The 21,427-nt window shown below is 38.1% G+C and carries 18 protein-coding genes; 15 read left to right on the forward strand and 3 right to left on the reverse strand.

The window, feature by feature from the left end; genetic code table 11:
- Positions 1-116: 116 nt before the first annotated feature.
- The 3 genes from T344_RS0123385 to T344_RS0123395 form a co-directional block, all read right to left on the reverse strand.
- Positions 117-1,250 (reverse strand): IS91 family transposase, encoded by a 1,134-nt coding sequence (locus tag T344_RS0123385; RefSeq protein WP_027630711.1) that lies wholly within the window; start codon positions 1,248-1,250, stop codon positions 117-119.
- Positions 1,243-2,103 carry a tyrosine-type recombinase/integrase gene (locus T344_RS0123390; protein WP_027630712.1) on the reverse strand — a complete coding sequence of 287 codons (861 nt, stop codon included), beginning with the start codon at positions 2,101-2,103 and terminating at the stop codon, positions 1,243-1,245. The genes T344_RS0123385 and T344_RS0123390 overlap by 8 nt, the downstream gene beginning before the upstream one ends.
- A gap of 556 nt (positions 2,104-2,659) precedes the next feature.
- A complete protein-coding gene (locus T344_RS0123395) occupies positions 2,660-3,379 on the reverse strand; it encodes a MurR/RpiR family transcriptional regulator (RefSeq protein ID WP_027630713.1) in 720 nt (239 codons plus the stop codon).
- Between the two features lie 252 nt (positions 3,380-3,631).
- Here T344_RS0123395 and T344_RS0123400 point away from each other — a divergent pair, with 252 nt between their 5' ends.
- The 15 genes from T344_RS0123400 to T344_RS0123470 all read left to right on the forward strand — a co-directional run bounded on the left by T344_RS0123400 (position 3,632) and on the right by T344_RS0123470 (position 21,398).
- On the forward strand, positions 3,632-5,110 hold the full coding sequence (locus tag T344_RS0123400; RefSeq protein ID WP_027630714.1) for an FAD-binding oxidoreductase: 1,479 nt from the start codon (positions 3,632-3,634) through the stop codon (positions 5,108-5,110).
- A 79-nt stretch (positions 5,111-5,189) separates the two neighbouring features.
- Positions 5,190-6,461, forward strand: coding sequence for an MFS transporter (locus T344_RS0123405; protein WP_027630715.1), 1,272 nt, complete (start codon positions 5,190-5,192; stop codon positions 6,459-6,461).
- Position 6,462: 1 nt separating this feature from the next.
- Entirely contained in the window at positions 6,463-7,257 is a 795-nt protein-coding gene (locus T344_RS0123410; protein ID WP_027630716.1) for an electron transfer flavoprotein subunit beta/FixA family protein, read from the forward strand.
- Entirely contained in the window at positions 7,258-8,226 is a 969-nt protein-coding gene (locus tag T344_RS0123415) for an electron transfer flavoprotein subunit alpha/FixB family protein (RefSeq protein WP_027630717.1), read from the forward strand.
- Between the two features lie 19 nt (positions 8,227-8,245).
- Positions 8,246-9,025, forward strand: a complete 780-nt coding sequence (locus tag T344_RS0123420; protein ID WP_027630718.1) for an SDR family oxidoreductase — start codon at positions 8,246-8,248, stop codon at positions 9,023-9,025.
- A gap of 31 nt (positions 9,026-9,056) precedes the next feature.
- Positions 9,057-10,496, forward strand: a complete 1,440-nt coding sequence (locus T344_RS0123425) for an FGGY-family carbohydrate kinase (protein ID WP_027630719.1) — start codon at positions 9,057-9,059, stop codon at positions 10,494-10,496.
- Between the two features lie 148 nt (positions 10,497-10,644).
- Positions 10,645-12,246 (forward strand): BCCT family transporter, encoded by a 1,602-nt coding sequence (locus T344_RS0123430; protein WP_027630720.1) that lies wholly within the window; start codon positions 10,645-10,647, stop codon positions 12,244-12,246.
- Positions 12,247-12,717: 471 nt separating this feature from the next.
- Positions 12,718-12,969 carry a DUF6485 family protein gene (locus T344_RS29150; protein ID WP_051572196.1) on the forward strand — a complete coding sequence of 84 codons (252 nt, stop codon included), beginning with the start codon at positions 12,718-12,720 and terminating at the stop codon, positions 12,967-12,969.
- A 183-nt stretch (positions 12,970-13,152) separates the two neighbouring features.
- Entirely contained in the window at positions 13,153-13,452 is a 300-nt protein-coding gene (locus tag T344_RS0123440; protein WP_162178054.1) for a tetratricopeptide repeat protein, read from the forward strand.
- A gap of 52 nt (positions 13,453-13,504) precedes the next feature.
- Positions 13,505-13,687 (forward strand): hypothetical protein, encoded by a 183-nt coding sequence (locus tag T344_RS0123445; protein WP_027630722.1) that lies wholly within the window; start codon positions 13,505-13,507, stop codon positions 13,685-13,687.
- A 100-nt stretch (positions 13,688-13,787) separates the two neighbouring features.
- Positions 13,788-16,136, forward strand: coding sequence for an eCIS core domain-containing protein (locus tag T344_RS31435; protein ID WP_207641873.1), 2,349 nt, complete (start codon positions 13,788-13,790; stop codon positions 16,134-16,136).
- A gap of 16 nt (positions 16,137-16,152) precedes the next feature.
- Positions 16,153-16,437: a hypothetical protein gene (locus T344_RS0123455; protein ID WP_027630723.1), complete on the forward strand. Its 285-nt coding sequence runs from the start codon at positions 16,153-16,155 to the stop codon at positions 16,435-16,437.
- An 898-nt stretch (positions 16,438-17,335) separates the two neighbouring features.
- On the forward strand, positions 17,336-18,484 hold the full coding sequence (locus T344_RS29165) for an IS110 family RNA-guided transposase (protein WP_242842133.1): 1,149 nt from the start codon (positions 17,336-17,338) through the stop codon (positions 18,482-18,484).
- Positions 18,485-19,084: 600 nt separating this feature from the next.
- Positions 19,085-19,279, forward strand: coding sequence for a hypothetical protein (locus T344_RS0123465; RefSeq protein WP_027630724.1), 195 nt, complete (start codon positions 19,085-19,087; stop codon positions 19,277-19,279).
- A gap of 160 nt (positions 19,280-19,439) precedes the next feature.
- Positions 19,440-21,398 carry a cyclic peptide export ABC transporter gene (locus tag T344_RS0123470; RefSeq protein WP_027630725.1) on the forward strand — a complete coding sequence of 653 codons (1,959 nt, stop codon included), beginning with the start codon at positions 19,440-19,442 and terminating at the stop codon, positions 21,396-21,398.
- The last annotated feature ends 29 nt before the right edge of the window (positions 21,399-21,427 follow it).

A 21,427-nucleotide genomic window follows, 5' to 3' on the forward strand; every position in this document is an offset into this window, starting at 1 on the left:
AGAGTTAATGAAAAAGTGATAATCAAGATTTTGGATTTTTGGTGTTAATAGAAAAATATGCATAGCTCCCCCCTCCCCAAACAGGCATTTAAGAAAATAATATAAGTTTGGGACATTCATGCTGGTGCAGCTCTGCTGAGGTGCCCAATGCCACAACAAGGGCAGATTGAGAAATCCTTACCAGTTAACTTTTCAAGAAGCTGAAGGGCCGTTAACTTTTCCTTAGGTTTTTGCCTCATTGGCGTATTTGTAAGCTGTTTGCAAAGTTTCAGCTTCGTAGTTTTTTTGCGGTTACCCAATATCCCATAATGACGTATTTTCATAAATCTATCAGGCAGAATATGAATAAGAAAGCGTCGTATGAATTCCTCAACTGGTAGGGTCATAAGTTTTTGCTGATTGTTGTCCTTGTAATCACGCCATTTGAATGTGACAATGCCGTTTTCTAACTTAAGTATCCGATTGTTTGAAATGGCGACCCGGTGTGTGTATCTGCCCAAATACTCTACTACGTAAGCGGCATTTTTGAAGGGTGGTTTACAATAAACAATCCATTCCCTGGAATAAAGAGTTGATAGAAAGGTATTGAAAGTGTTTTTATCAACCAGATACTGCTGATTTCCGAAAAAAATAAGATTAGAGTTAGTATACGCCTGTTTTAGATAATATAGAAATTTACCGCGGAATTTGCGTGACAGAACTTTAACTGGAATAAAAAATTTCTTCTTGCTGTCAATCCACTTACCGATGTTTGATAGTCCGCCACCAGGGACGATACAATGTATATGAGGATGGTGCATAAGATTTTGCCCCCATGTATGTAAAATAGAAGTAAACCCCAGTTTTGCACCAAGATATTTTTTATCTTCTGAAAGTTCTAGAAGAGTTTCAGCTATTGACTTAAACAGAATATCATAAACAATTTTTTGGTTTTGAAATACAACGGAATTAAGTGTATCTGGAATCGTAAACACAATATGGAAGTACTTGACATTAAGCAAATCATATTTTCTTGCATCAATCCATCTTTCTTTGCTCATGGTTTGACATTTAGGGCAATGACGATTCCGGCAGGAATTGTAAGAAATTTTAGTATAGCCGCATTCATCGCAGACATCGGCATGTGCACCTAAAGATGAAGTTCTGCATTTTTCAATTGATGACATAGCCTTATGAATATTGGTGGGGAGTTTATGTTTTTGTCGATATGAATCACCATATAACAAGAATATATCCTGTATCTCAATCATCAGTAAATCCTCCCAACATATCAAGAGGGCTTGTTACATTTAAAGAATCTAGCCTCAGCAAATGTAAATAGAAACAAGTGGATCTAATGTTGGAATGACCAAGGAGTTGTTTTATGTGAAAAATATTTGTCCCGGAATCAAGTAAATGAGTTGCAAAACAATGCCTTAAAGTATGGACGGTCGCTTTCTTGGTGATACCCGCTTTTGATTTATATTTGTGAAATAGATTTTCTATTGCCTTGGTAGTAATATGAGAACCGGTACATTTGACTCTGCTGTAAAACAGCCATTCTTTAGGATGATAAGACTTCCAATATTTACGGAGTATATGGAGATTGGATTGTGATAGTAACGCATATCTATCTTTTCCGCCCTTGCCGTTACGTATCAAAATTCGCATTTTCTGGCTATCAATATCTGATACTTTTAAATTTGCAACTTCACTTAGTCTTAATCCAGCACCATATATTGTCATAAGTATGCATTGATCCCGTAAGTTCTCACAAGCATCGAAAAGTCTTTGGACTTCGTCAGTTGTAAGGATATCAGGTATTTTTCGCAGCTGTCTGTGGCGAGGGACTTGCTTGTAATTTAAACTCTGGTTTAAAGTAACGCCATACAGAAATCTAAGTCCACTGTTATATGTGTTAATGCTTGCTGGTGAAAGTTTTTTAGTAACTGATAGGTAGTGGAGGAATTCTCTGATTTCTTTTTCTCCAAGTTCAGTGGCGGGTTTGTTAAAATGCTCTTGAAAAATTTTTGACTTGGTTAAATATTCTTCTTGAGTATGTATACTTAGTCCCCTAAGCTCCATGTCAAATTTTAATTGTGCAAGGATTTCATCTTGGTTCATGATTTAAAACAGCTCCTTTAAAAAGTATTTACACTGGTGTGTATATTTAATTTTAAAGGTTTTAAATGTGATATGAAAATGTTATAATATAAACGGTAATTTTAGCACATTTTGGAATAATGAGGTTTTACCACTGCGATAGCAGTTTAGTGCTATCCATATAATGGATAGCAATATATTGGATTTTATATAACGTCCGATAAAAGGTTAAGATTTGGGGAAGATAGGTATTGCTTACCCAATAAAATTTTAGCCCTGACTTGATACCAGAGTTTTTTGACCGTTCAAGGTATTGTGAGGCGGTAGTCCTGTTGCAACAGTAAATGATTAATGGTTAAAAATGAGTAACTAATAAAAGAGCAGGCTGTTATCAATACGATTGCTGTAAAGAAAAAGAATTAATGGGTGATGGGAATGTATAGAAGTTTCACATAAAGTTCTATAATTATCAAAACAAAATAATCTGAAATCAAAGACTAAGTTTATAGGTGCAAAACAAGACCTTTGCTGAGTCTTTTTTATACAAAAAACTCAGGGGAGATACCATGCAAGACGCCTATTCAATAGCAGCCTTGTTCTTTCTCATTAAATTCTGAATTACCTCTTCAAGAAAAATAAAAAAAACTGTCCGTGATTTCTCATAAGGCAATAAGTCATCAGGCTGATTGTACTTGGAAAGCCAGAAAATATGGTCACACTGTTTAAACAGATCAGTATTATATTCTTCGACTACCATAGCGACTTGACATGACTTTGCTGTTGCAGCATTATATATACTTTCAAAGGTATGAAACTTACCAGTTACCGTAAGCAGAATAAGTAAGGTAGACTCATCTGATATTGATGAAATGGATATTTCATCCGCTACAGCGAAAATTACCTTATTTGTTACTGTTCTTAACCGATACTCGAAATATTGGGCACAAATAAGTGACGGCCCATATCCAAATAAAATAATCTTATCATGGGATTCAATAAGACTAATTAGCTCTTCAACCTTTTTTTCATCAAATTCGTCAATAAATTTTGAAATCCTTGTTAATTCATCAGAAGGCTCTTTGGAGGAAATTTCTCTTGCATATAGGAAATCCAAGTATTGCTTATAGTTTTCAAATCCAAGTTTTTTTACAAATTTAGATATTTTTGAAACAGAGCAGTCGCATAATTCTGCAGCTTCTAAGATTCGTATATTGGAATGTTGTCTGCTGTAATCATAAAGCTTTGCGTAAATTTGCTGCTCTAAAGGATTTAGAACACTTAAATTAACATTAATCATTTTGAAACACCTCAGATTGATTTGATAAAAGTTATTTTATCATTAAGAGCATGCATTGTAAATCTAAGTGGAAAATTTTCCGATTACGACATAGAAAAAATAATAAAATAGAAAATTTTCCGATTTTTCAATTGACATTTAGCGTAACTGTATATATAATCAAAGCATGATCATAAATAATATACAAAAATAGTGCACTTAATATTATGTTTTTTGGTTATTTTTTTATACAGAAATAAATTGGAGGAAGTTATGTTGAACACTGATATGATACTCAAAACATTAGCAGGTATGCTTTCACCGGATCAAATCAATATTAATGAAGATGATCTTTATGATGCTGCTGCCGACAGGTATAAGAAGTATGCCAAGGCTAAAAAGGTATTGGATGTGCCAAGTCCGATTGCAATTGTATATCCCCAAAATACTGAGCAAGTCAGCAAGCTGCTTATGTTCTGTAACGAACATGGAATCAACGTTATTCCGAGAGGTGGGAAGACAGCTACCGAAGGCGGTCTGGAAACTTGGAAAGAAAACACCATAGTTATAGACGCACTTAACCTTAATGAGATTATTAATATTGATACTTACAATGCTCAAGCAACGGTTCAGGCAGGTGTTGCACTTCAAGACCTGGAAGATGAGCTTAGAAAAGTAGGTTTTACAACTGGACACTCACCTCAATCAAAACCAGTAGCAAAATTAGGAGGTCTGGTTTCCACAAGGAGTATAGGGCAATTTTCTACATTATATGGTGGTATTGAAGATATGGTAGCAGGCCTTGAATGTGTATTTCCTGATGGTCACATTTCGCGCATAAAAAACATACCAAGAAGAGCTGGAGGCCCTGATATCCGGCACATCGCCATAGGAAATGAAGGTTCTTTATGCTTCATAACCGAGGTAACAATCAAGATATTCAGATATTACCCTGAGAATAATAAATTCTACGGCTACCTTGTGAAGGATATTGATACAGGTATCAGGATTTTAAGGGAAGTCATTGTAAATGGCTTCAAGCCATCAGTGTCCAGAATTTACTCAGAGGAAGATGCAGCTCAGCATTTTTATCATTTTTATGAAAACAAATGTGTACTGATATTTTTGGCTGAAGGACCTAAAGGAATAGTGCAAGCCACCGGTGACGCTATTGAGGAAGCTGTTGCAAAATTTGGTGATGGGGTGGTTAAGCAAGTAGACGGCCAATTAATTGAGGATTGGTTTAATCACCTGAATTGGTCTCAGAAGGATATAGATGATGAGGTTGAGGGCATGATTGAGAATGACAGCCATTCTGGATTTACAACAGAGATTTCAGCAGATTGGGAAACCATTCCAAAGATATATCATAACGTAATAGAACGTGTCAGAAATGATTTTTCAAGAGCTCACGATATTACAATGCTGGGAGGTCATTCTTCCCATAGCTATATTAACGGTACCAATATGTACTTTGTATATAACTATGATATACATTGTGCTCCTGAGGATGAAATGATTATTTATCATCATCCAATTCAGAAGATTATCGTTGAAGAAACTCTTAAAGCAGGAGGTTCTATGTGCCACCATCATGGGATTGGAAAATACCGCAGTGAATGGACTCTGATGGAACACGGAACAGCATATTATATGCTTGAAAAATTGAAACAAGCTTTTGATCCCAAGGGTATTATGAATTACGGTACAATTTTTCCTCAGGAAGAGGGAATAAAGAAGTACATTAAGTAACAGTGCAACTCATCAACCACTCTCTTTAAGTGCGTAGTAGGAGTTAAAGAGAAAATCCTTTAAATTTTTAGGAGGGCTTATGGAAAAGAGTAATTTTAAACGGTATTTTCAGTTTTTCCTAATTATTCTGGCAGCTGGTGCAATTTATCCGGTTATTTATCTGAGAACAAACTATCAGGTCACTATTCTTGAAGTATTCAACTTAAGTCAGGTACAATTAAACAACTTTTATTCAATGTTGGGTATTGCATATGTTATTGGTTATATTCCTAGCGGAATAATTGCAGATAAGATATCTGTGAAAAAACTCATAACCATATCATTATTTGGTACTTCACTCTGCGGCTTCTGGTTTGCTCAAGTACCAAATCATACATCGGTAAACATTATATTCTTCTTGTGGGGCATTTTCTCAGTATTTACTTTCTGGAGTGCACATATGAAGATTGTCAAGATGCTGGCGAAAGCCAGAGAAGAAGGTCGTTTCTTTGGAATTCTTGACGGTGGAAGAGGTGTTGTCGAAGCAGTAATGGCAAGTATAGGCCTGGCCGTTTTTGCAGCTATTCTTGGAACCAGTGAAGCCCTTCCTGATAAAAGATCTGCTTTGGTTGCCGTTGTTTATGTATATTCTGCAATAGTATTCATTGTTGCTGTTCTGATCTCTATTTTTGTTGATAGCGACAAGAAGCTTGCTGCTATGTCAGAGAACAAAGGGGAAGTTGAAGGCGAAAAGTTCCACTTTAAAGATGTTGGCAAGCTGCTTAAAAATAAATATGTATATCTGATGGGCGGAATAATTTTTATGGGATATGCAGTATTCTGGACAGTTTATTATATTGGTGGATTCCTTCAAACCAATATAGGTATTGATGCGGTTTCGGTTGGTACCATTACAGTAATAGTTCTGTGGATGCGTCCTGTAGGTGGCTTTATCGGTGGGTTCCTTGCTGATAAAATAGGTCGCCCTACTACTATCAAAATTGCTATAGGAGCAGCTGCAGCTCTTCTGATAGTTTCAGCTTTAACACCTGTTTCAGCTGCGAAACTTTTCCCTGTTATTATGGTAGCTTTGGGAATTTTCCTTTATATGATTCGTGGCACATATTGGTCGCTTTTGGGCATGTCCAAAATTGAAGCTGCAATGATGGGAACAGCAATTGGAGTTATTTCATTTATCGGGTACCTTCCAGATATTATCCTGCCACAGTTAAACAGCTTTCTTTGGGCTACATTTGGTGATAAGGGCGGTTATAATGCTTACTTCATTGTCAGCGCAGTATTAGGCTTGCTGGGTATTGCAATATTAACTGTTTATGCCAAACTAAACAGTAAAGAGAAAAAGGCTCAATAATATGAAACTTATATGTGTTGTGAAATTTGTACCCGATGTAGATAACTTCAGATATGACTTTGAAAATAATAAACTTATAAGAGAAGATATGCGCCTGACACTTAACCCCGACGATGCATGTGCAGTAGCCTTTGCATTAAAGGTTAAGGAGAAGCTGGCCGGTACAGTTGTTGAAGTGGTAACTATGGCACCGGAGAAAATAATTCCTCACATGGAGGATTTATTAAGGCTTGGTGTGGATAAAGGAGTAATTTTATCAGATAAAGCCTTTGCAGGGAGTGACACCTATGTTACCAGCAAGGTACTTTCCAGATATTTGCTGGGGCAGCATTATGATTGTATCATTACCGGCACCCACGCTGTTGACGGGGACACGGCTCATGTCCCCGCTCAATTGGGTGAATGGCTTGGCTTAAATCAAATGTCAGGTATTACTATGGTTGATATAGAAAAATTCAACAAAGATTTTGCATATGTTGATGTGGATAATGATCAGACTTACGTTACTTATGAGGTATCATTACCGGCAGTTCTCAGCTTGACAAGGGAAAGCGGTTATAAGCTTCCTTATGTCCGGAAAGGTGAGATAAACAGAGATGTAAAGTCATCAATATATATACTTGGCAGAGAAGACATAGGCTTAAATGAAGACCAGACAGGATTAAAAGGTTCATTAACACAGGTTGTTGAAACTTACGCCAAGCAGTATGAAAAACGAGACAGGACATTGGTCAAAGCCGATAATGACGGTGTTGAGACAGTGTTCCATTATCTAAAGGAAAAGGGATTTATCTAAATGAAAAAATGTCTTATCTTTCTGGATTCTGAACAGATTCAAAACAGTATAGAGCTTTTGGAGGTTGCGCGCCAGATGTATCCAGATGAGCACTGGGAATCGTATGGTGTGGCCATCAATTATTCTCCTCTGGAAGCTCATGGTTTTTTTGATTTTATAATTCAGGTAAATGCCCAGAATATTAAACAATACAACGTAAAAGAAATAACAAATGCTATTTCCGATATTCATAAACAATATAATTTTGATGTTATTTTAATTCCAGCAACCTGGTGCGGAAGAATTCTTGCACCACGATTGGCGGTAAGGCTGCAAACAGGTTTGACAGCAGATGTCACTGAAATACGTCATAAGGAAAATAACATTGAAATGGTTCGGCCTGTATTCAGCAACAGACTGATGGCTGGCATCGTTAACAAGAGCAATGGACCTGTAATGATGAGCGTACGCCAAAATGTGTTCAAATACACTCAGAATAAAAATAAGCAAACCCAACTTGTGGAGTTTGATTATTTGTCATATGAAAAAACAGGTATAAGGCAAGTACGTGTTTATGAAAAGCCCCAATCGTATGATATAAGAGAAAGCAGCATATTGGTCTCCGGCGGTGGAGGAGTAGGAAAAGATTTTTACCGCCTGGAGGCTTTGGCTGAAGTTCTGAAGGGACATGTAGCAGCCAGCAGGAGAATCGTTGACAAGGGGATTGCTCCCCGCAGTATTCAGGTTGGACAATCCGGTAAAACTGTCAGTCCGAAGCTATATATAGCACTTGGTATTTATGGGGCTATTCAGCATGTGGAAGGACTAAAAAATGTAGATTGTATTATCTCGGTTAATACCAATATTAACGCACCCATTTGCAGTCTATCTGATATTGTTGTAGAAGGTGATGCATTACTTTTTGTTGATCTTTTGACTGAGAGAATTCTAGAATCGATGCGGCATCAGGATGAGGAAAAAAATAATTAATAAAATGGAGGAAAATACTATGAAGCTATCAGATTTTAATATGGATTTCTTTTCTTTGCAGGGTAAAAATGCAATTGTAACCGGTGGAAATGGAGGACTTGGCCAGGCTTTTACCACTGCGTTAGCAAAAGCAGGTGCAAACGTACTTGTTCCAAGCCTTGCAGATGATGACGGATCTACACGTGCTCTGGTTGAGGCTTGCGGTGTAGAATATAAATTTATGGTGGCAGATATTACAGCGGATGGTGAGTGCAAGAGAATTGTAGATGAATGTGTTAATACATGGGGAAGCATTGATATACTCATTAATTGTGCTGGGATAAGTATAAATGTACAGGATGTTACCAAATATACCAGAACAGAATGGGATAAAATGATTTCCATTAATCTGACAGCAGCCTTTGAAATGATTCATGAGGCCTGCAAATACATGATTAAACAGGAAAGCGGGAAGATAATTAATATAGCATCTCTTTATTCCTTTTTGGGAGGACAATGGTCGCCGGCCTATGCATCAACAAAGCATGGCATCGTAGGCTTAACTAAGGCAATGTGCGATGAATTGGCTCAATGGAATATACAGGTTAATGCTATTGCTCCGGGATATTATGCAACACCAATGACAGAAATGACCAGAAAGAACGAAAAACGTAACGCAGAGATTCTAGCTCACATTCCTGCAAATCGTTGGGGGTATACTGCGGACCTTATGGGTACAACCATTTTCCTTGCCAGCCGTGCATCTGATTATGTAAATGGCACTACCGTAACAGTAGATGGCGGCTATTTAATGAGATAGCATCAATTCAATTAATGTAAAGAGGTATCTTATGGAAAATAAATTTATTATTGCTATAGATGGTGGTACTCAAAGTACCAAGGTTGCTTTGTTTGATACCGTTGGAACAGAAATTTGTTCACATACAGTCAAGCTTAAGCCTATGAACCTGTACGGTGACAGCAGGGCAGAACACCCGGGAGATGACCTGTGGGACAGCTTGAAGGAAGCATGCCAGCAGGCTCTGAAAAAATTTACCGGTGACAGGAAGGATATCATCGGCGTTGGATTGGGATCCATCAGATGTTGTCGTGCTCTGGTTAAGAAAGACGGCAGTTTGGCATCACCTGTTCAAAGCTGGATGGATCTTCGATTGTCAAAACCATATGAACATGATGATAACAATGTCAGATATGTCACCACGACTACCGGTTATCTGACCTATAGAATGACAGGTGAAGCAAGGGATACAAGAGCTAACTATGTGGGTCCGTGGCCTATTGATCCCGAAACCTTGAACTGGTTTGAGGATGAAGAGAAATTCAGGACCTATACTACACCAAGAGAAATGCTGTTCGAGTTAGTGGACCCGGCTAGTATTTTAGGGCATGTTACAGATGAAGCTGCTATGGCCACCGGTATTCCTGCCGGAACGCCGGTTGTTGCTACAGCTAATGACAAGGCAGTTGAAGGTCTGGGTGCAGGGCTTGTGAATGATGGAACAGTGCTGGTATCTCTTGGAACATATATTACTTCAATGATGGTTGGAGAAGAGAACAGGGCGGGTACTTTGAATTACTGGACTAATCCTGGTGCAACACCTGGGGAATTTCTTTATGAAAGTAATGGAATCCGCCGAGGCATGGCAACAGTAACATGGATTAAGGATCTGCTTGGGAGTGATATTGTGACAGCAGCAGCAGAGCAAGGTATGTCGCCGGAAGCTTATCTTGAGATGCTTGCAGCCGATGTACCTGCTGGAAGTGATGGATTATATACAGTACTTCATTGGCTGGCGAGACCTGCTCATTTACATGAAAGAGGAATGATGATAGGTTTTAACGGAAATCATAAAGGATCACATATGTTCCGTTCTGTTTTGGAAGGCATAGCCATGACAATGAAAAACCATACACAGGAAATGTGCGACGAACGAGGCGTTTCGCTGACAAGCATTATTGTCAGTGGCGGGGGATCAAATGGTGACCTGTTTATGCAGATATTTGCTGATGTTTATGGGGTTCCTGCTCACAGAAATGTTATTAATGGCTCTGCAAGTATGGGCGCTGCTATCTGTACAGCTCTGGCTTTAGATGTTTACAAGGACAGACAGGATGCCATTCAGCATATGGTAAAACGCAGGGATACATTTTACCCGATTAAAGAAAATGTTGCACGGTATAAAGAAATTAATGAGAAGGTCTATAGCAAAATTTCAGATTATACAGACCAACTCCTCAGAACATCACACGAGATATTGCACAACAAATAAATTACATGGCAGGAAAATGTTCCCCCGTTTCTATAAATGGCGGGTTCCGCTACAGTTTATAGGCGGTGAGTATACCTCCCGCCTCTTTGAATTAAGCGTTATAAAACATCACTGTGGAAAGACAAATTTGCGAAGATGAGGGATTATTATGAAAAAAATAAGACCTATTGCTTTCTGGCCGCCGGTTATACTGTTTATAACGGCATGCGTATATAACTTTATTGACCAGGAACATTTTGTAAAAATGATTAACTATGCAAATGAAAAGCTTATGGGCAATTTCTCCTGGGCTTTTTGCATTGGGGTATTAATAATGTTGGGCGTCATTGTTTATATAATGTTTTCAAAGTTTGGGAATGTTAGAATAGGCGGACGTGATGCGGCACCGATGCTGGACGACGTGAGATATTTCTCCATTACTTTAACCAGCATAATTGCTATTGGCATTTTGTTCTGGGGAACATCAGAACCCCTATATCATTTGGTCACTCCTCCCGAGTCTCTCCATATAACGCCGAACAGCCCGGAAGCAGCTGTTTTTGCTATGTCAACACTGTTTATCCACTGGGGTTTTTTGCCTCTTGCTATTTACGCAGTACCTACTATCATGTTTGCATTTGCTTTTTACAATATGAAAAAGCCGTATACACTTGCATCCACCTTAATTCCTGTTTTTGGGAATAAAGTTCTTGGGAAATGGGCCCAGGGAATTGATGCTGTATGTATGTATGCACTTATTGCAGGAATGTCGGCATCTCTTGGGACAGGTGTGCTGTCAATTGCCGGGGGGCTTAAATATTTAACAGGAATTCAGACTGGGGCCTTATTATGGGCTATGGTTGATATTGCAATTGTTGCAACCTTTGTTATATCATCAATAACAGGTATTTTTAATGGAATAAAAAGACTATCAGAGATTAATTTCATAATATTTTTGATTCTCGCTGTATTTGTATTTATAGTTGGCCCTACTTTTTTCATGCTCAATATAGGTGTTGAAGCCTTCGCAAATCATCTTCAGACATTTTTCACCAAAGCCTGCTTTACCGGTGCGGCAGCAAACGATCCATGGGCAGGTTGGTGGACAATTTTTTACTGGTGCAACTGGTTAGCGTGGGCGCCAATATCAGGAATGTTCCTTGGAAGGATCTCTTATGGACAAACAGTCAGAAAAGCACTTATTGTTACATTTGTTTTACCTGCTCTGTTCGATATCGCATGGATGACAATTTTTGGCGGGGCTGCTATTAAAATGGAGCTTACTAAGGGCAACCTGATGAAAGCCATTGGGGCTGGTCCTGAGTTTGGGGTTTATGAATTTTTTAATCAATATCCAATAGCATATATAATAATCCCTGTATTTATAGGATGTATGTTCCTGTCATATGTAACGGGTTCCGATGCATATACCACAACACTTGGAGGAATGAGTACAACAGGCATATCACAAGAGGATCCCGAGCCATCCTTTAAAATGAAGATTTTCTGGGGTGCAATAATTGGAGTTGTTACATGGGTTATGATTTCATCAGCAGGAGTAAATGGAATAAAAATGCTTTCAAACCTTGGAGGTGGCCCGGCACTTCTGCTGGAGATAATGATATGTGTTTCACTAATAAAGGTAGCACTCAATCCCAAAAAGTACGATACGTTCAAGCAGGACTATACTGAGGACGGTATTCCCATTAAATCTGACACAAAGAAAGCTCTTATGTCTGATAAAGCAGTAAAAGAAAATATACAGGGTTAATTTATCACAATAAAAAAGTATCGCAACTACTTAAAAAGTATTTTGCGATACTTTTTTATAAAATGAATACTACACGTTCTACGTGTAGTCATGACTAAGTTGGAAGTTGATCAAACAGCTGAAAGAGAATTGCAGTTTATCTACCATGATTTCCGCTTTGCTTGTTATAGTGACGCATTAGAAAAGACAAATTTGTGTTGTAGGCATGGCGTTAGGGGGAATTTCCACAGCTTTAATCGTCATGGTCCAGGATTCTGCGGAGTACAATAGAAGAGACTCGCCAGTGCCGTACATGCCTTATTCATCATTTTTATCCTGATTGCCGGCCTGTCTTTTATTTTATCCATCATAATGCCCGGAATAAAGGGAAATGGAACGGCCGGATCAGTTTAGGATTATTAACATTTATGAAACAATTTTCGTTAGATTTGAAAAAACGTCAAAATATTTGAGTACCAGGAGGTAAAAAACATGAAACAGAATTTCTGCACCTGCAAAGTCACAAGCTGCAAAAATCATCCGCTCAATCATTCAGAAGGTTGCGATCCCTGCATCAGAAAGAATCTGAAATCTTGTGAAATTCCAGCTTGTTTCTGGCTCCAGATTTCAGACGATTTCAGCGGCTACAGTACGTATACTTACGCGGATTTCACCGACTTTTTACAAAAGCATCAGGCAGAATATGAACATAAAAAGGCACAGGTAAATGAAAAAACAGGATGACACTTTTTTCTTTCAACAAAAGTATAGGTGAAGCTCTAGACGATCCTTATTTTGAACACCACCTTTTTATAATTATCAGAAGCTTTATATTTCATGTGTATATTATATCGCAAATTATGGTCATATGGTCAATGTGGGCTCATCAACAAAACCGTATACTTTATGAGCTCAGATAGACCCATTGTGTATTATAATTATAAGCAAAAGTGTTTCCCAAAAGACATTAATAAAGCAATCGCATATTTAACACAGTCAGCCGAACAGAAAAATGAGTGGGCTGATTATCAGCTCGGAAGGCTGTATTTGCTAGGGAAGGATGTTCCGAAAAATACAGAAAAAGCAGTTGCCTATCTCACAAAATCGGCAGAGCAAGGCAACCAGTTTGCTCAATACATTTTGGGAAAGCTTTATCTACTTGGGAAAGGCATACCGAAGAACAAAGAACTTGCATTAAAATGGCTTACGTTGTCAGCAGAATGGTAATGAGTACGCCCGATTCTTTCTGGATAATATGGATAAGTTCGGAGAACCTTTTGTGGAACTCGGAATTTCGAGGCTTATGTATCATGTGGGGAGGATGTTTGAGAATAATGTGCCAATGCCTGCTAAGAGTGCAGTTGGATTCAATGTAGATAGCAAGCTGATGAAGAAGATGAGAGAGAAGAAGGCGGAGCAGGGGTATAAAGATGAAGATTTGAAGAAGAGTCTATTGATTTAATAATTGTAATATATAATAAATATATTTAATTTCAAAATATGGATGTTAAATACTCTTAAAAATTTACATATATTTGAGCAGATTTTTAAGGAGTGATTTAATGCAGACCAAGATGTTAGTAAAAAAGCCAGAGCCAGCTTCAGGCAGGACAAATAATCCTGTGAATAATAATTATAAGAATAAGCCTGCTGAAAATAAAAAAAAAGTAAGAACAACAGATTACAAGAAATTGCTGCAGATGATGCTTAATAATCCTGATGCCATAACAAGAGAAGAATTCTTGTTTTTGCAATCAATTATAGGGTACAGGCAAGCAGTAGCAGCGAGAGAGAAAGCGAAGCTACGCAAACAGCAAAGAAAGATAGAGCAGACAAATGTTGCAATGAAGCCAAGCTTATCAGGAAGATCAAATTCTGAAATTGGAAAGGATTCGGATGGGAAAAAAGAAGACACAGGTTCAAAGGATAACAGCACTAAGCCTCCAATACAAATGAAAAAGGATGATGGCAATACTTCTGCTTCAAGCTCAAGTATGCAACATAATTTGCGAGCAGGACTTGAAAAACTATCAGGTGTTGATCTATCAGATGTAAAAGTGCATCAGAACTCCGATAAGCCACCGCAAATCGGAGCTTTGGCATATACACAGGGAAATGATATACATATCGCACCGGGACAGGAAAAGCATCTTCCTCATGAGGGCTGGCATGCTGTTCAGCAAAAGCAGGGAAGAGTTACACCCACAATGCAGATGAAAACAGGTGCTCTTGTGAATGACAATGCAGGTCTTGAAAAAGAGGCCGATGTTATGGGGGCTAAGGCGGAGAGTGTTGGTTCTACAGAAAGCATAGTGCAATTAAAAAAACTTCCTAATATGCAGCAGGAAAGTAAGGTTATACAGAGAATTACACAAGAAGAAGCAATGCGGCTTTCAAAGCAAAATACTCATGATACTAATGAAGGGAATACCTGGAACATAAAAGCTGGTGAATATAACAGATATGTTTTTGAAGCTCAGGACATGCTTCGGGATATAGGTTATAATCTTTCAAAGCACGGAGTTGATGGTAAGTGGAGCCCTGATGGAGAAACATATAAAGCATTGCTCAAATTCCAAAAAATCTGTAAGGCTACATATAACGGCTTAAAGCAGAATGCACCAGCCCAAACTTTAGCACAGGTTAAGTATATGCAAGGGGTCGAGCCTACTGGAAAGCTGGATAAAGCTACATATGATGCTTTAAAGAAGGAAAAAGGAAATAAGATAATTAGAGTAAAAGAGGAGAATGAAAGAACAGAAAAGAAGAAGAAAGAATTAGCAATCAATACAAACAATAAACCGAAGAAAGCTACAGAAGATAAAAAACAGGATACTATTGATGCGGATGATGTATTAGATGGAATCCAAACGGTAATTGATGTTATAGGCTTTGTTCCAGGTGTAGGTGATATAGCCGATGGAGTAAACGTCGGAATAAGTGCAGTACGAAAGGATTGGTTGGGTGCGGTATTTTCAGGGATAGCTTTAATTCCCACGGTAGGCTCTGTTATTGCAACGCCAATGAAAGCTATATCTAAAGCTTTGAAGGTTGGAAAGGTCGGAAAGTTTAGTAAGGTAGTTACGGATGCCATAGAATTCTTGGTGAAATTCTTAGGCGGTGGTAATAAAGTTATTAAAAAGCTAAGTGGTTATCTGGATAACTTAAAAGGAATTCTTCGTAAGATTCCAGAATTAATAAAATCAGCTGCAGAAATTAAGCTGGTAAAAACTCTAGGTGGAAATAAAGTAATTCAAAAAATTATTTCATTTGCAAAATTGGTTAGAAATGGAATTGATACTATTTGTAAAAAGGCAGATGAGATTTTTACAAGTGTAAAAAATGCTATTTTTCCAGAAGTGTCTGTAAAGAAAGCAGTCGCTACAGAAACACCAGTAAATAAAGCAGTCGCTACAGAAACACCGGTAAATAAAGCGGTTACTCCAGAAATGCAGGTAAAGAACGCAGCTGATACGGGAGCGTCTGGGGTCAGCAGGTTAAGTTACAAAACAACCTCTGGTGTTGACCTTGTTAGTACACCAGGGAAAACTACAACTATATTGGGGACATATGGAAAGGATACTGGGTCGATAGTAAACGAGCTTGGCAATGTTAAATCAACAAATTTTGGACCAAGGCAGAATGGGTTTAATGTTTTGAATGTGCCAGATGAGTTATATCAAAATCCAAAGCAATTTTGGAATGAATACAATCAACCATGGCTTGATAATGCTATTGTAAGAAATGATACCATTTTAATGGCTACAAAACCAGAATTTCAGGTCGGAAGTTTATTTAGGAAAAATAGCTTAGGCAAACTTGAACTATCGGGTTTTGGAAAAGAGTATAATTATTTGCGTAAAAATGGATATACGTTTAATTCTGCTACAAATCAAATGATTAAAAAGTAAATGGAGAGTGATAAATATGCAAGACATTCAAAAATCTGAAAAGTATAATGAAGACCTTGATAAACAGTTAAAAGAAACGAAGATGTTTACAAAAGAATTGTTTGAAAAATTCTACGATGCATATTCTTATGACACTGCAACAACCTACAATTGGCTTGTTAAGAAATTAAAAATTCTAAGAGATAGACTTGGACAAGGCGACACATTGCCAATTGAAAATAGTAAAAGAGTTTTAGACCATAATAATTTTTTGGATTGGGTAGAAGCAGAATTCCCCAATACAAAGAAAGATTTGATCTAGGATCTATGGGGCAGGTGTAGCAACTTGCCCTCTCTTTATGTCCTTCAGCGACTTGATATAAAATTTAATAATTGACAAGCTTGTTTCGCGGATGGTTATTGCTAAATTTGATTTCAAGTAAATTATGCACCATGATGTTAAAGGTTCTGTATTTCTGAACATTTCATTAAAAGCTACAGGTGTCAGTAATGATCACCATGTAACCCCTTGGTAAATACATGCGTTCTCATAATACGACCACCCCTCTTTAACCTGCATCATTTTCAACCCCTGGGTTCAGCACAATTTGTTCGTAAAAGTATCAAAAACAAACAGTCGCCAAATTGCCCTCAAATTCCTTCTCAATCTGTGCATGGGTATTCGTACCCCAAAGTCGCTTGAAAATCGGAAACAGGGGTAACACGTCGCCACACGGGGGCAAGGAATTTGATGATTGAAAACATGCTGCACGGATTAATTTCTCCAGCCCGGTTTTTACTTAGTCCATGAGGCATAGAACATCCCCCCATGGTTCATGGTGAACCATAGCTTGACCGACATTTTTGCCCATGCTAAAATGGAGGCAGCCGGGGGTTTAAGGGGGGATTTCCCTCAGAACTTTCAATAAGGAATATTATGAATAGCATATGCGGACAGAGAAGATTAAACGATGATTTTTTCTTCTCTGTTTTTTGTTTTTTCTATTTAAAAGGCCTCAGAATCTACTTGCAATCCTTGTTTGTCAGAGTTAATATCACACACAACAATTGAATCAAGGCTCGTGATGCCAAGCACTGAAAAGCAGTGCAAATCACGTAATTTGTCACATGGAAAATGGATAGGTTTACGCTCCCTTGCGAGGTCATAGAACTGAAGTTCTTGGACTAACGCTCATAAAGTGCGGTTGCCGGCAGGTTTTATGGAGACAAAGCAAAGAAACGGAGGAGATAGCATTTATCAGAAACGCAGGATGGCTTTTATAGGCATCAATATGCATAAGGATACCCATACGGCAGTGGTTATGGACTGCTGGACTAACAAATTAGGCGAGATCACCTTCGCTAACAGGCCGTCGGCCTATGACAAATTCATGGCCGGTGTGAAATCGCTATACGGGGACTTGCATCCCATATTCGGACTGGAAGATACCAGAGGCTTCGGGCGGAATTTTGCATCCTACCTTTTGGGGCATAAATACACCGTCAAGCATGTAAATCCTGCCTACACCGATGCAATGCGTTCAAGCGTACCCATGTCCAGAAAGGATGATTCCTACGATGCATTCTGTGTGGCAAGGATACTGAGGGATATGCAGGACAACCTGCCGGATGAACAGCATGACGATTTATTCTGGACGATCCGGCAACTTGTCAAACGCAGGGATTCCCTTGTCAAAGGCATTATTGTTGCCAAAAACCAGCTGAATGCCCAGCTTACCTATGTTTACCCAAGCTACAAGCAATATTTCTGTGATGTGGACACCAAAACAGCCATGTATTTCTGGGAGAAGTACCCCCATCCCCAGCATCTGAAAGATGTACAGCCGGAAGAATTGCTGGAGGAATTACGGCAGGTGCATAGGGGTATGACGGTAAAGAAGGTGCAGGAGATAATATCACTTTCAGAGGGAAACAGCCCACAGGAGAAGGATTATCAGAATGAGCGTGACCTCATAATCAAGAGCATTGTACGGGAATTGAAGTTCAGGAAGCAGGAGAATGAGGATATAGACAGGGAATTGGAAAGACTGATACAACTCACAGGCTACAAGCTTCATACCATGCCGGGCATCAACCTTGTCACAGCAGCTGGCATTATCTCTGAGATTGGCAATATTGAAAGGTTCCCCAACTCCGACAAGCTGGCTCGTTTCAGCGGCGTGGCTCCTATAAATTTCAGCTCTGCCGGAAAGGGCAAAGACCAGCGTAGCAGACAGGGAAACAGGGTTTTAAATGCTATATTCCACTTCCTCTCCATTCAATTGGTACAGGTAAATCCCAATGGTAAGGCAAGACACCCTGTATTGTATCAAAATAATGGCAATGAAACTACGAAACAGGAGAACTGATAATCCAAGGAGTGGAATGATAGGGAGTGCTAAAACCGGACATATAAAACTAATAATATAGGGCTGCCCGCCCAACAAAAAAACTTAAGTTTGCCGTGAAACGGCTGTTGTTCTCTGGCTACATAGCAATGGAAAAAAGAGATTTTAAAACGGGTTCAGTCGAGGAGCGAAAAACGGAGGATGATGTGTCAAGGGACTGGGACTCTTACCCGGAGTTTGGTGATTATCTTCATTTATTGTTGTTGATTAAGTGAAACTTGTAAAAAGTATAACATAAACAATAAAGTAAGGAAAAATAAGGGAAAATGAGGTAAAATAAGGAAAAATAGTCAAAAATAAGGTAGAATAAGGTAAAATAAAGTGGTTTTCGGTAGTATTTGTAAAAAGATTTTACCAAAACCACTTTAACTATTTTATAGCTTATGTTAGAATTAACTGGAAGATTAAAGTAGAACAAGTAAAAAGTAGAACTTAAAGTGATTTTAGTAAAAAATAGAATTTAAAGTGATTTAATAAAAGTAGAATTTAAAGTGGTTTTGGATTAAAGTAGAATTTAAAGTAATTTTAGTAAAAAACATGTCATATATAAAGGTGAATATTATGAATTTTGATAAACCAATTGATATGGCTAGAGCAACTCACTATGGAAATAACTATTATGAGGTATATAGTAAAAAACTGAAAAGAATTGTAAGTTTATTTTCATCTCTGGAATATACAAATTTTCTTACTCTTGAAATAAATCCTTCAGTAATAAGTTTTGTGAGCAACCTTAATTTAGGTTTTGATCAGTGATTATGGGTTGAGATGTAGCATTACGTTATTTTGTGTTGCTTTTTTATTATAGCGAATAAATCACCAGACGGAAATGGACATTATTTGTAACCATGTATCGGCGATGTCAGATAGCAGAGTGAATACAGTGCAGATATAAATTTTTGAGAGGGTGGATGCAGTGTTTGACAATGGGTTAGGATTTACAATGATGTTGGTTTCAACCATATTTGTGTTGGTTACAACATATTACCTGTTCGTTTTATTTAAAGAAATTTTTACGAAAAAGCGGACATTTCAAGGAAATGGTGTCAAAGGTATCGAAGTACTTCTGTTTTCTTTCGTGCTTTTAGGAGGCATTGGTTATTGTTTGTATAAGGCACCCTACGCACTGTACAATTCCACATGGGCATTGATTGATGAATTCGGACCGTCTTCCTTGATGAATGCAGTGAAGTGCCTGGTAGTTGTTATACCTATGTTCTTTTTATATTATATGCTTTCATATTTCTTTGTTAAAAAGGGTGATAAACCGTATTTTATGATTGTCGTCCTCAGTATTTTAAGCGGAATAGGTAATTCCATGGTCATATTTGTTATCAATGCGGCTCTAAGCAGAGTAATGAATGATGAAAGCAGAAGAGCAGGGGTTGAAAGTGGTTTATACTTATTCTATATCCTTGGTATTGCACTCTTTACTGTCAGTGCTATGATTGTCAGAAAGAAATTAATTGTAATTACCAGTGAAGTTGTATATGACAAGAGGATACAAATCATTAATAAATTGATGCAGGCACCCTATGATAAATTTGAAGCACTGGAAGATGGAAATATACATGCGGCACTGAACAATGATACGGAGAATGTAAGCGGTTTTGTTAATGCCTTTGTGAATGGATTAACCGGAGTTATCACCCTTGTTACCTGTTTCATCTACCTGGCAACGATTAATTTTCTTGGTATGGTGATTTCTGTCCTGGTTATCTGCGGTGCTGTTGGGGCATTTTTAATTGCCAGCAAGAATGCAGAAAAGATGTTTGAGAAAAACAGGGATATTCAAAATACGTTTTTTAAGTACATCAATGATATGCTAAAAGGTTTTAAGGAATTGTACATAAATAAAAGAAAAGGGAAAGAGTTTACCAACGATATTAAGAAGAGCTGTGAAGACTATAGGGATACACGCGTACAAGCTGAATTTGATTTTGTCGGCGTATCCATACTGGGTGAGATTCTCTATATTGGTGTAGTAGGCATAGTAGTTTTTATTTTCCCGTTGCTTTTCCCTAATCTGCAAAATAATACACTTCGAAACTATGTCCTGGTGTACCTGTATATGGGAGGTATTGTCAACCAGGAAATTTTTCTGGTCCCCGGCGTAATGCGTGTTTTGGTCAGCTGGAGAAGAATCAATCAGTTTATTAAGGATATTTCATGTATTGAGAGCAATGAAAAGAAAGCAGACAACAAGGTACAAAACAGTAAATTTGACATTAAAGTAAAAGACGTTGTGTTCCAATATAAAAATGAGAACGGTGAAAAGTTCAGAGTGGGGCCTATCAATTGTGATTTTAAGTCAGGAGAAATCATTTTTATTTCTGGAGGAAACGGAAGCGGGAAATCCACATTGGCAAAGCTGATAACCGGCTTATACACCCCTGATGAAGGTGAAATTTCCATTAATGGGGAAAAAGCCGATCAGGAAACTTTAGGGAGTTACTTTTCCGCAATTTTCGGTGACTATTATCTATTTGATAAAATGTATGGAATTGACTACCAGTCCAAAACAGAAGAAATTCGGAAGTATCTCAAGGTACTCAGAATTGATGACAAAGTACAGGTCAAGGATGGTTTGTTCAGCAGTACCAAACTTTCAACGGGGCAAAGAAAAAGATTGGCATTATTAGTAAGCTATTTGGAAGAACGGCCGGTGTATCTCTTTGACGAATGGGCGGCCGACCAAGATCCTGAATTTAGAAAGTTCTTCTATAAAGTACTGCTGCCGGAACTAAAAGCTCGCGGCAAAACAATCATCGCCATAACCCATGATGACAGTTACTTTGATGATGCGGACAAGCATATCAAGATGGAAACGGGACAAATATTGGAGTATAAAGTGAACTTAACTGCAAGTGCTTAAAACGAAGCTTTGAAGACATTCGTGTGATA

This window comes from Ruminiclostridium cellobioparum DSM 1351 = ATCC 15832, assembly GCF_000621505.1.
Lineage (GTDB): Bacteria > Bacillota > Clostridia > Acetivibrionales > DSM-1351 > Ruminiclostridium > Ruminiclostridium cellobioparum.

What these genes read in the sequence shown, in the direction of transcription:
- T344_RS29165 (WP_242842133.1), top strand. Translation starts at nt 17,336, where the DNA reads ATGGAGACAAAGCAAAGAAACGGAGGAGATAGCATTTATCAGAAACGC.
- T344_RS0123400 (WP_027630714.1), top strand. Translation starts at nt 3,632, where the DNA reads ATGTTGAACACTGATATGATACTCAAAACATTAGCAGGTATGCTTTCA.
- T344_RS0123425 (WP_027630719.1), top strand. Translation starts at nt 9,057, where the DNA reads ATGGAAAATAAATTTATTATTGCTATAGATGGTGGTACTCAAAGTACC.
- T344_RS0123410 (WP_027630716.1), top strand. Translation starts at nt 6,463, where the DNA reads ATGAAACTTATATGTGTTGTGAAATTTGTACCCGATGTAGATAACTTC.
- T344_RS0123405 (WP_027630715.1), top strand. Translation starts at nt 5,190, where the DNA reads ATGGAAAAGAGTAATTTTAAACGGTATTTTCAGTTTTTCCTAATTATT.
- T344_RS0123395 (WP_027630713.1), bottom strand. Translation starts at nt 3,379, where the DNA reads ATGATTAATGTTAATTTAAGTGTTCTAAATCCTTTAGAGCAGCAAATT.
- T344_RS0123430 (WP_027630720.1), top strand. Translation starts at nt 10,645, where the DNA reads ATGAAAAAAATAAGACCTATTGCTTTCTGGCCGCCGGTTATACTGTTT.
- T344_RS31435 (WP_207641873.1), top strand. Translation starts at nt 13,788, where the DNA reads ATGCAGACCAAGATGTTAGTAAAAAAGCCAGAGCCAGCTTCAGGCAGG.
- T344_RS0123465 (WP_027630724.1), top strand. Translation starts at nt 19,085, where the DNA reads ATGAATTTTGATAAACCAATTGATATGGCTAGAGCAACTCACTATGGA.
- T344_RS0123455 (WP_027630723.1), top strand. Translation starts at nt 16,153, where the DNA reads ATGCAAGACATTCAAAAATCTGAAAAGTATAATGAAGACCTTGATAAA.
- T344_RS0123420 (WP_027630718.1), top strand. Translation starts at nt 8,246, where the DNA reads ATGAAGCTATCAGATTTTAATATGGATTTCTTTTCTTTGCAGGGTAAA.
- T344_RS29150 (WP_051572196.1), top strand. Translation starts at nt 12,718, where the DNA reads ATGAAACAGAATTTCTGCACCTGCAAAGTCACAAGCTGCAAAAATCAT.
- T344_RS0123385 (WP_027630711.1), bottom strand. Translation starts at nt 1,250, where the DNA reads ATGATTGAGATACAGGATATATTCTTGTTATATGGTGATTCATATCGA.
- T344_RS0123390 (WP_027630712.1), bottom strand. Translation starts at nt 2,103, where the DNA reads ATGAACCAAGATGAAATCCTTGCACAATTAAAATTTGACATGGAGCTT.
- T344_RS0123415 (WP_027630717.1), top strand. Translation starts at nt 7,258, where the DNA reads ATGAAAAAATGTCTTATCTTTCTGGATTCTGAACAGATTCAAAACAGT.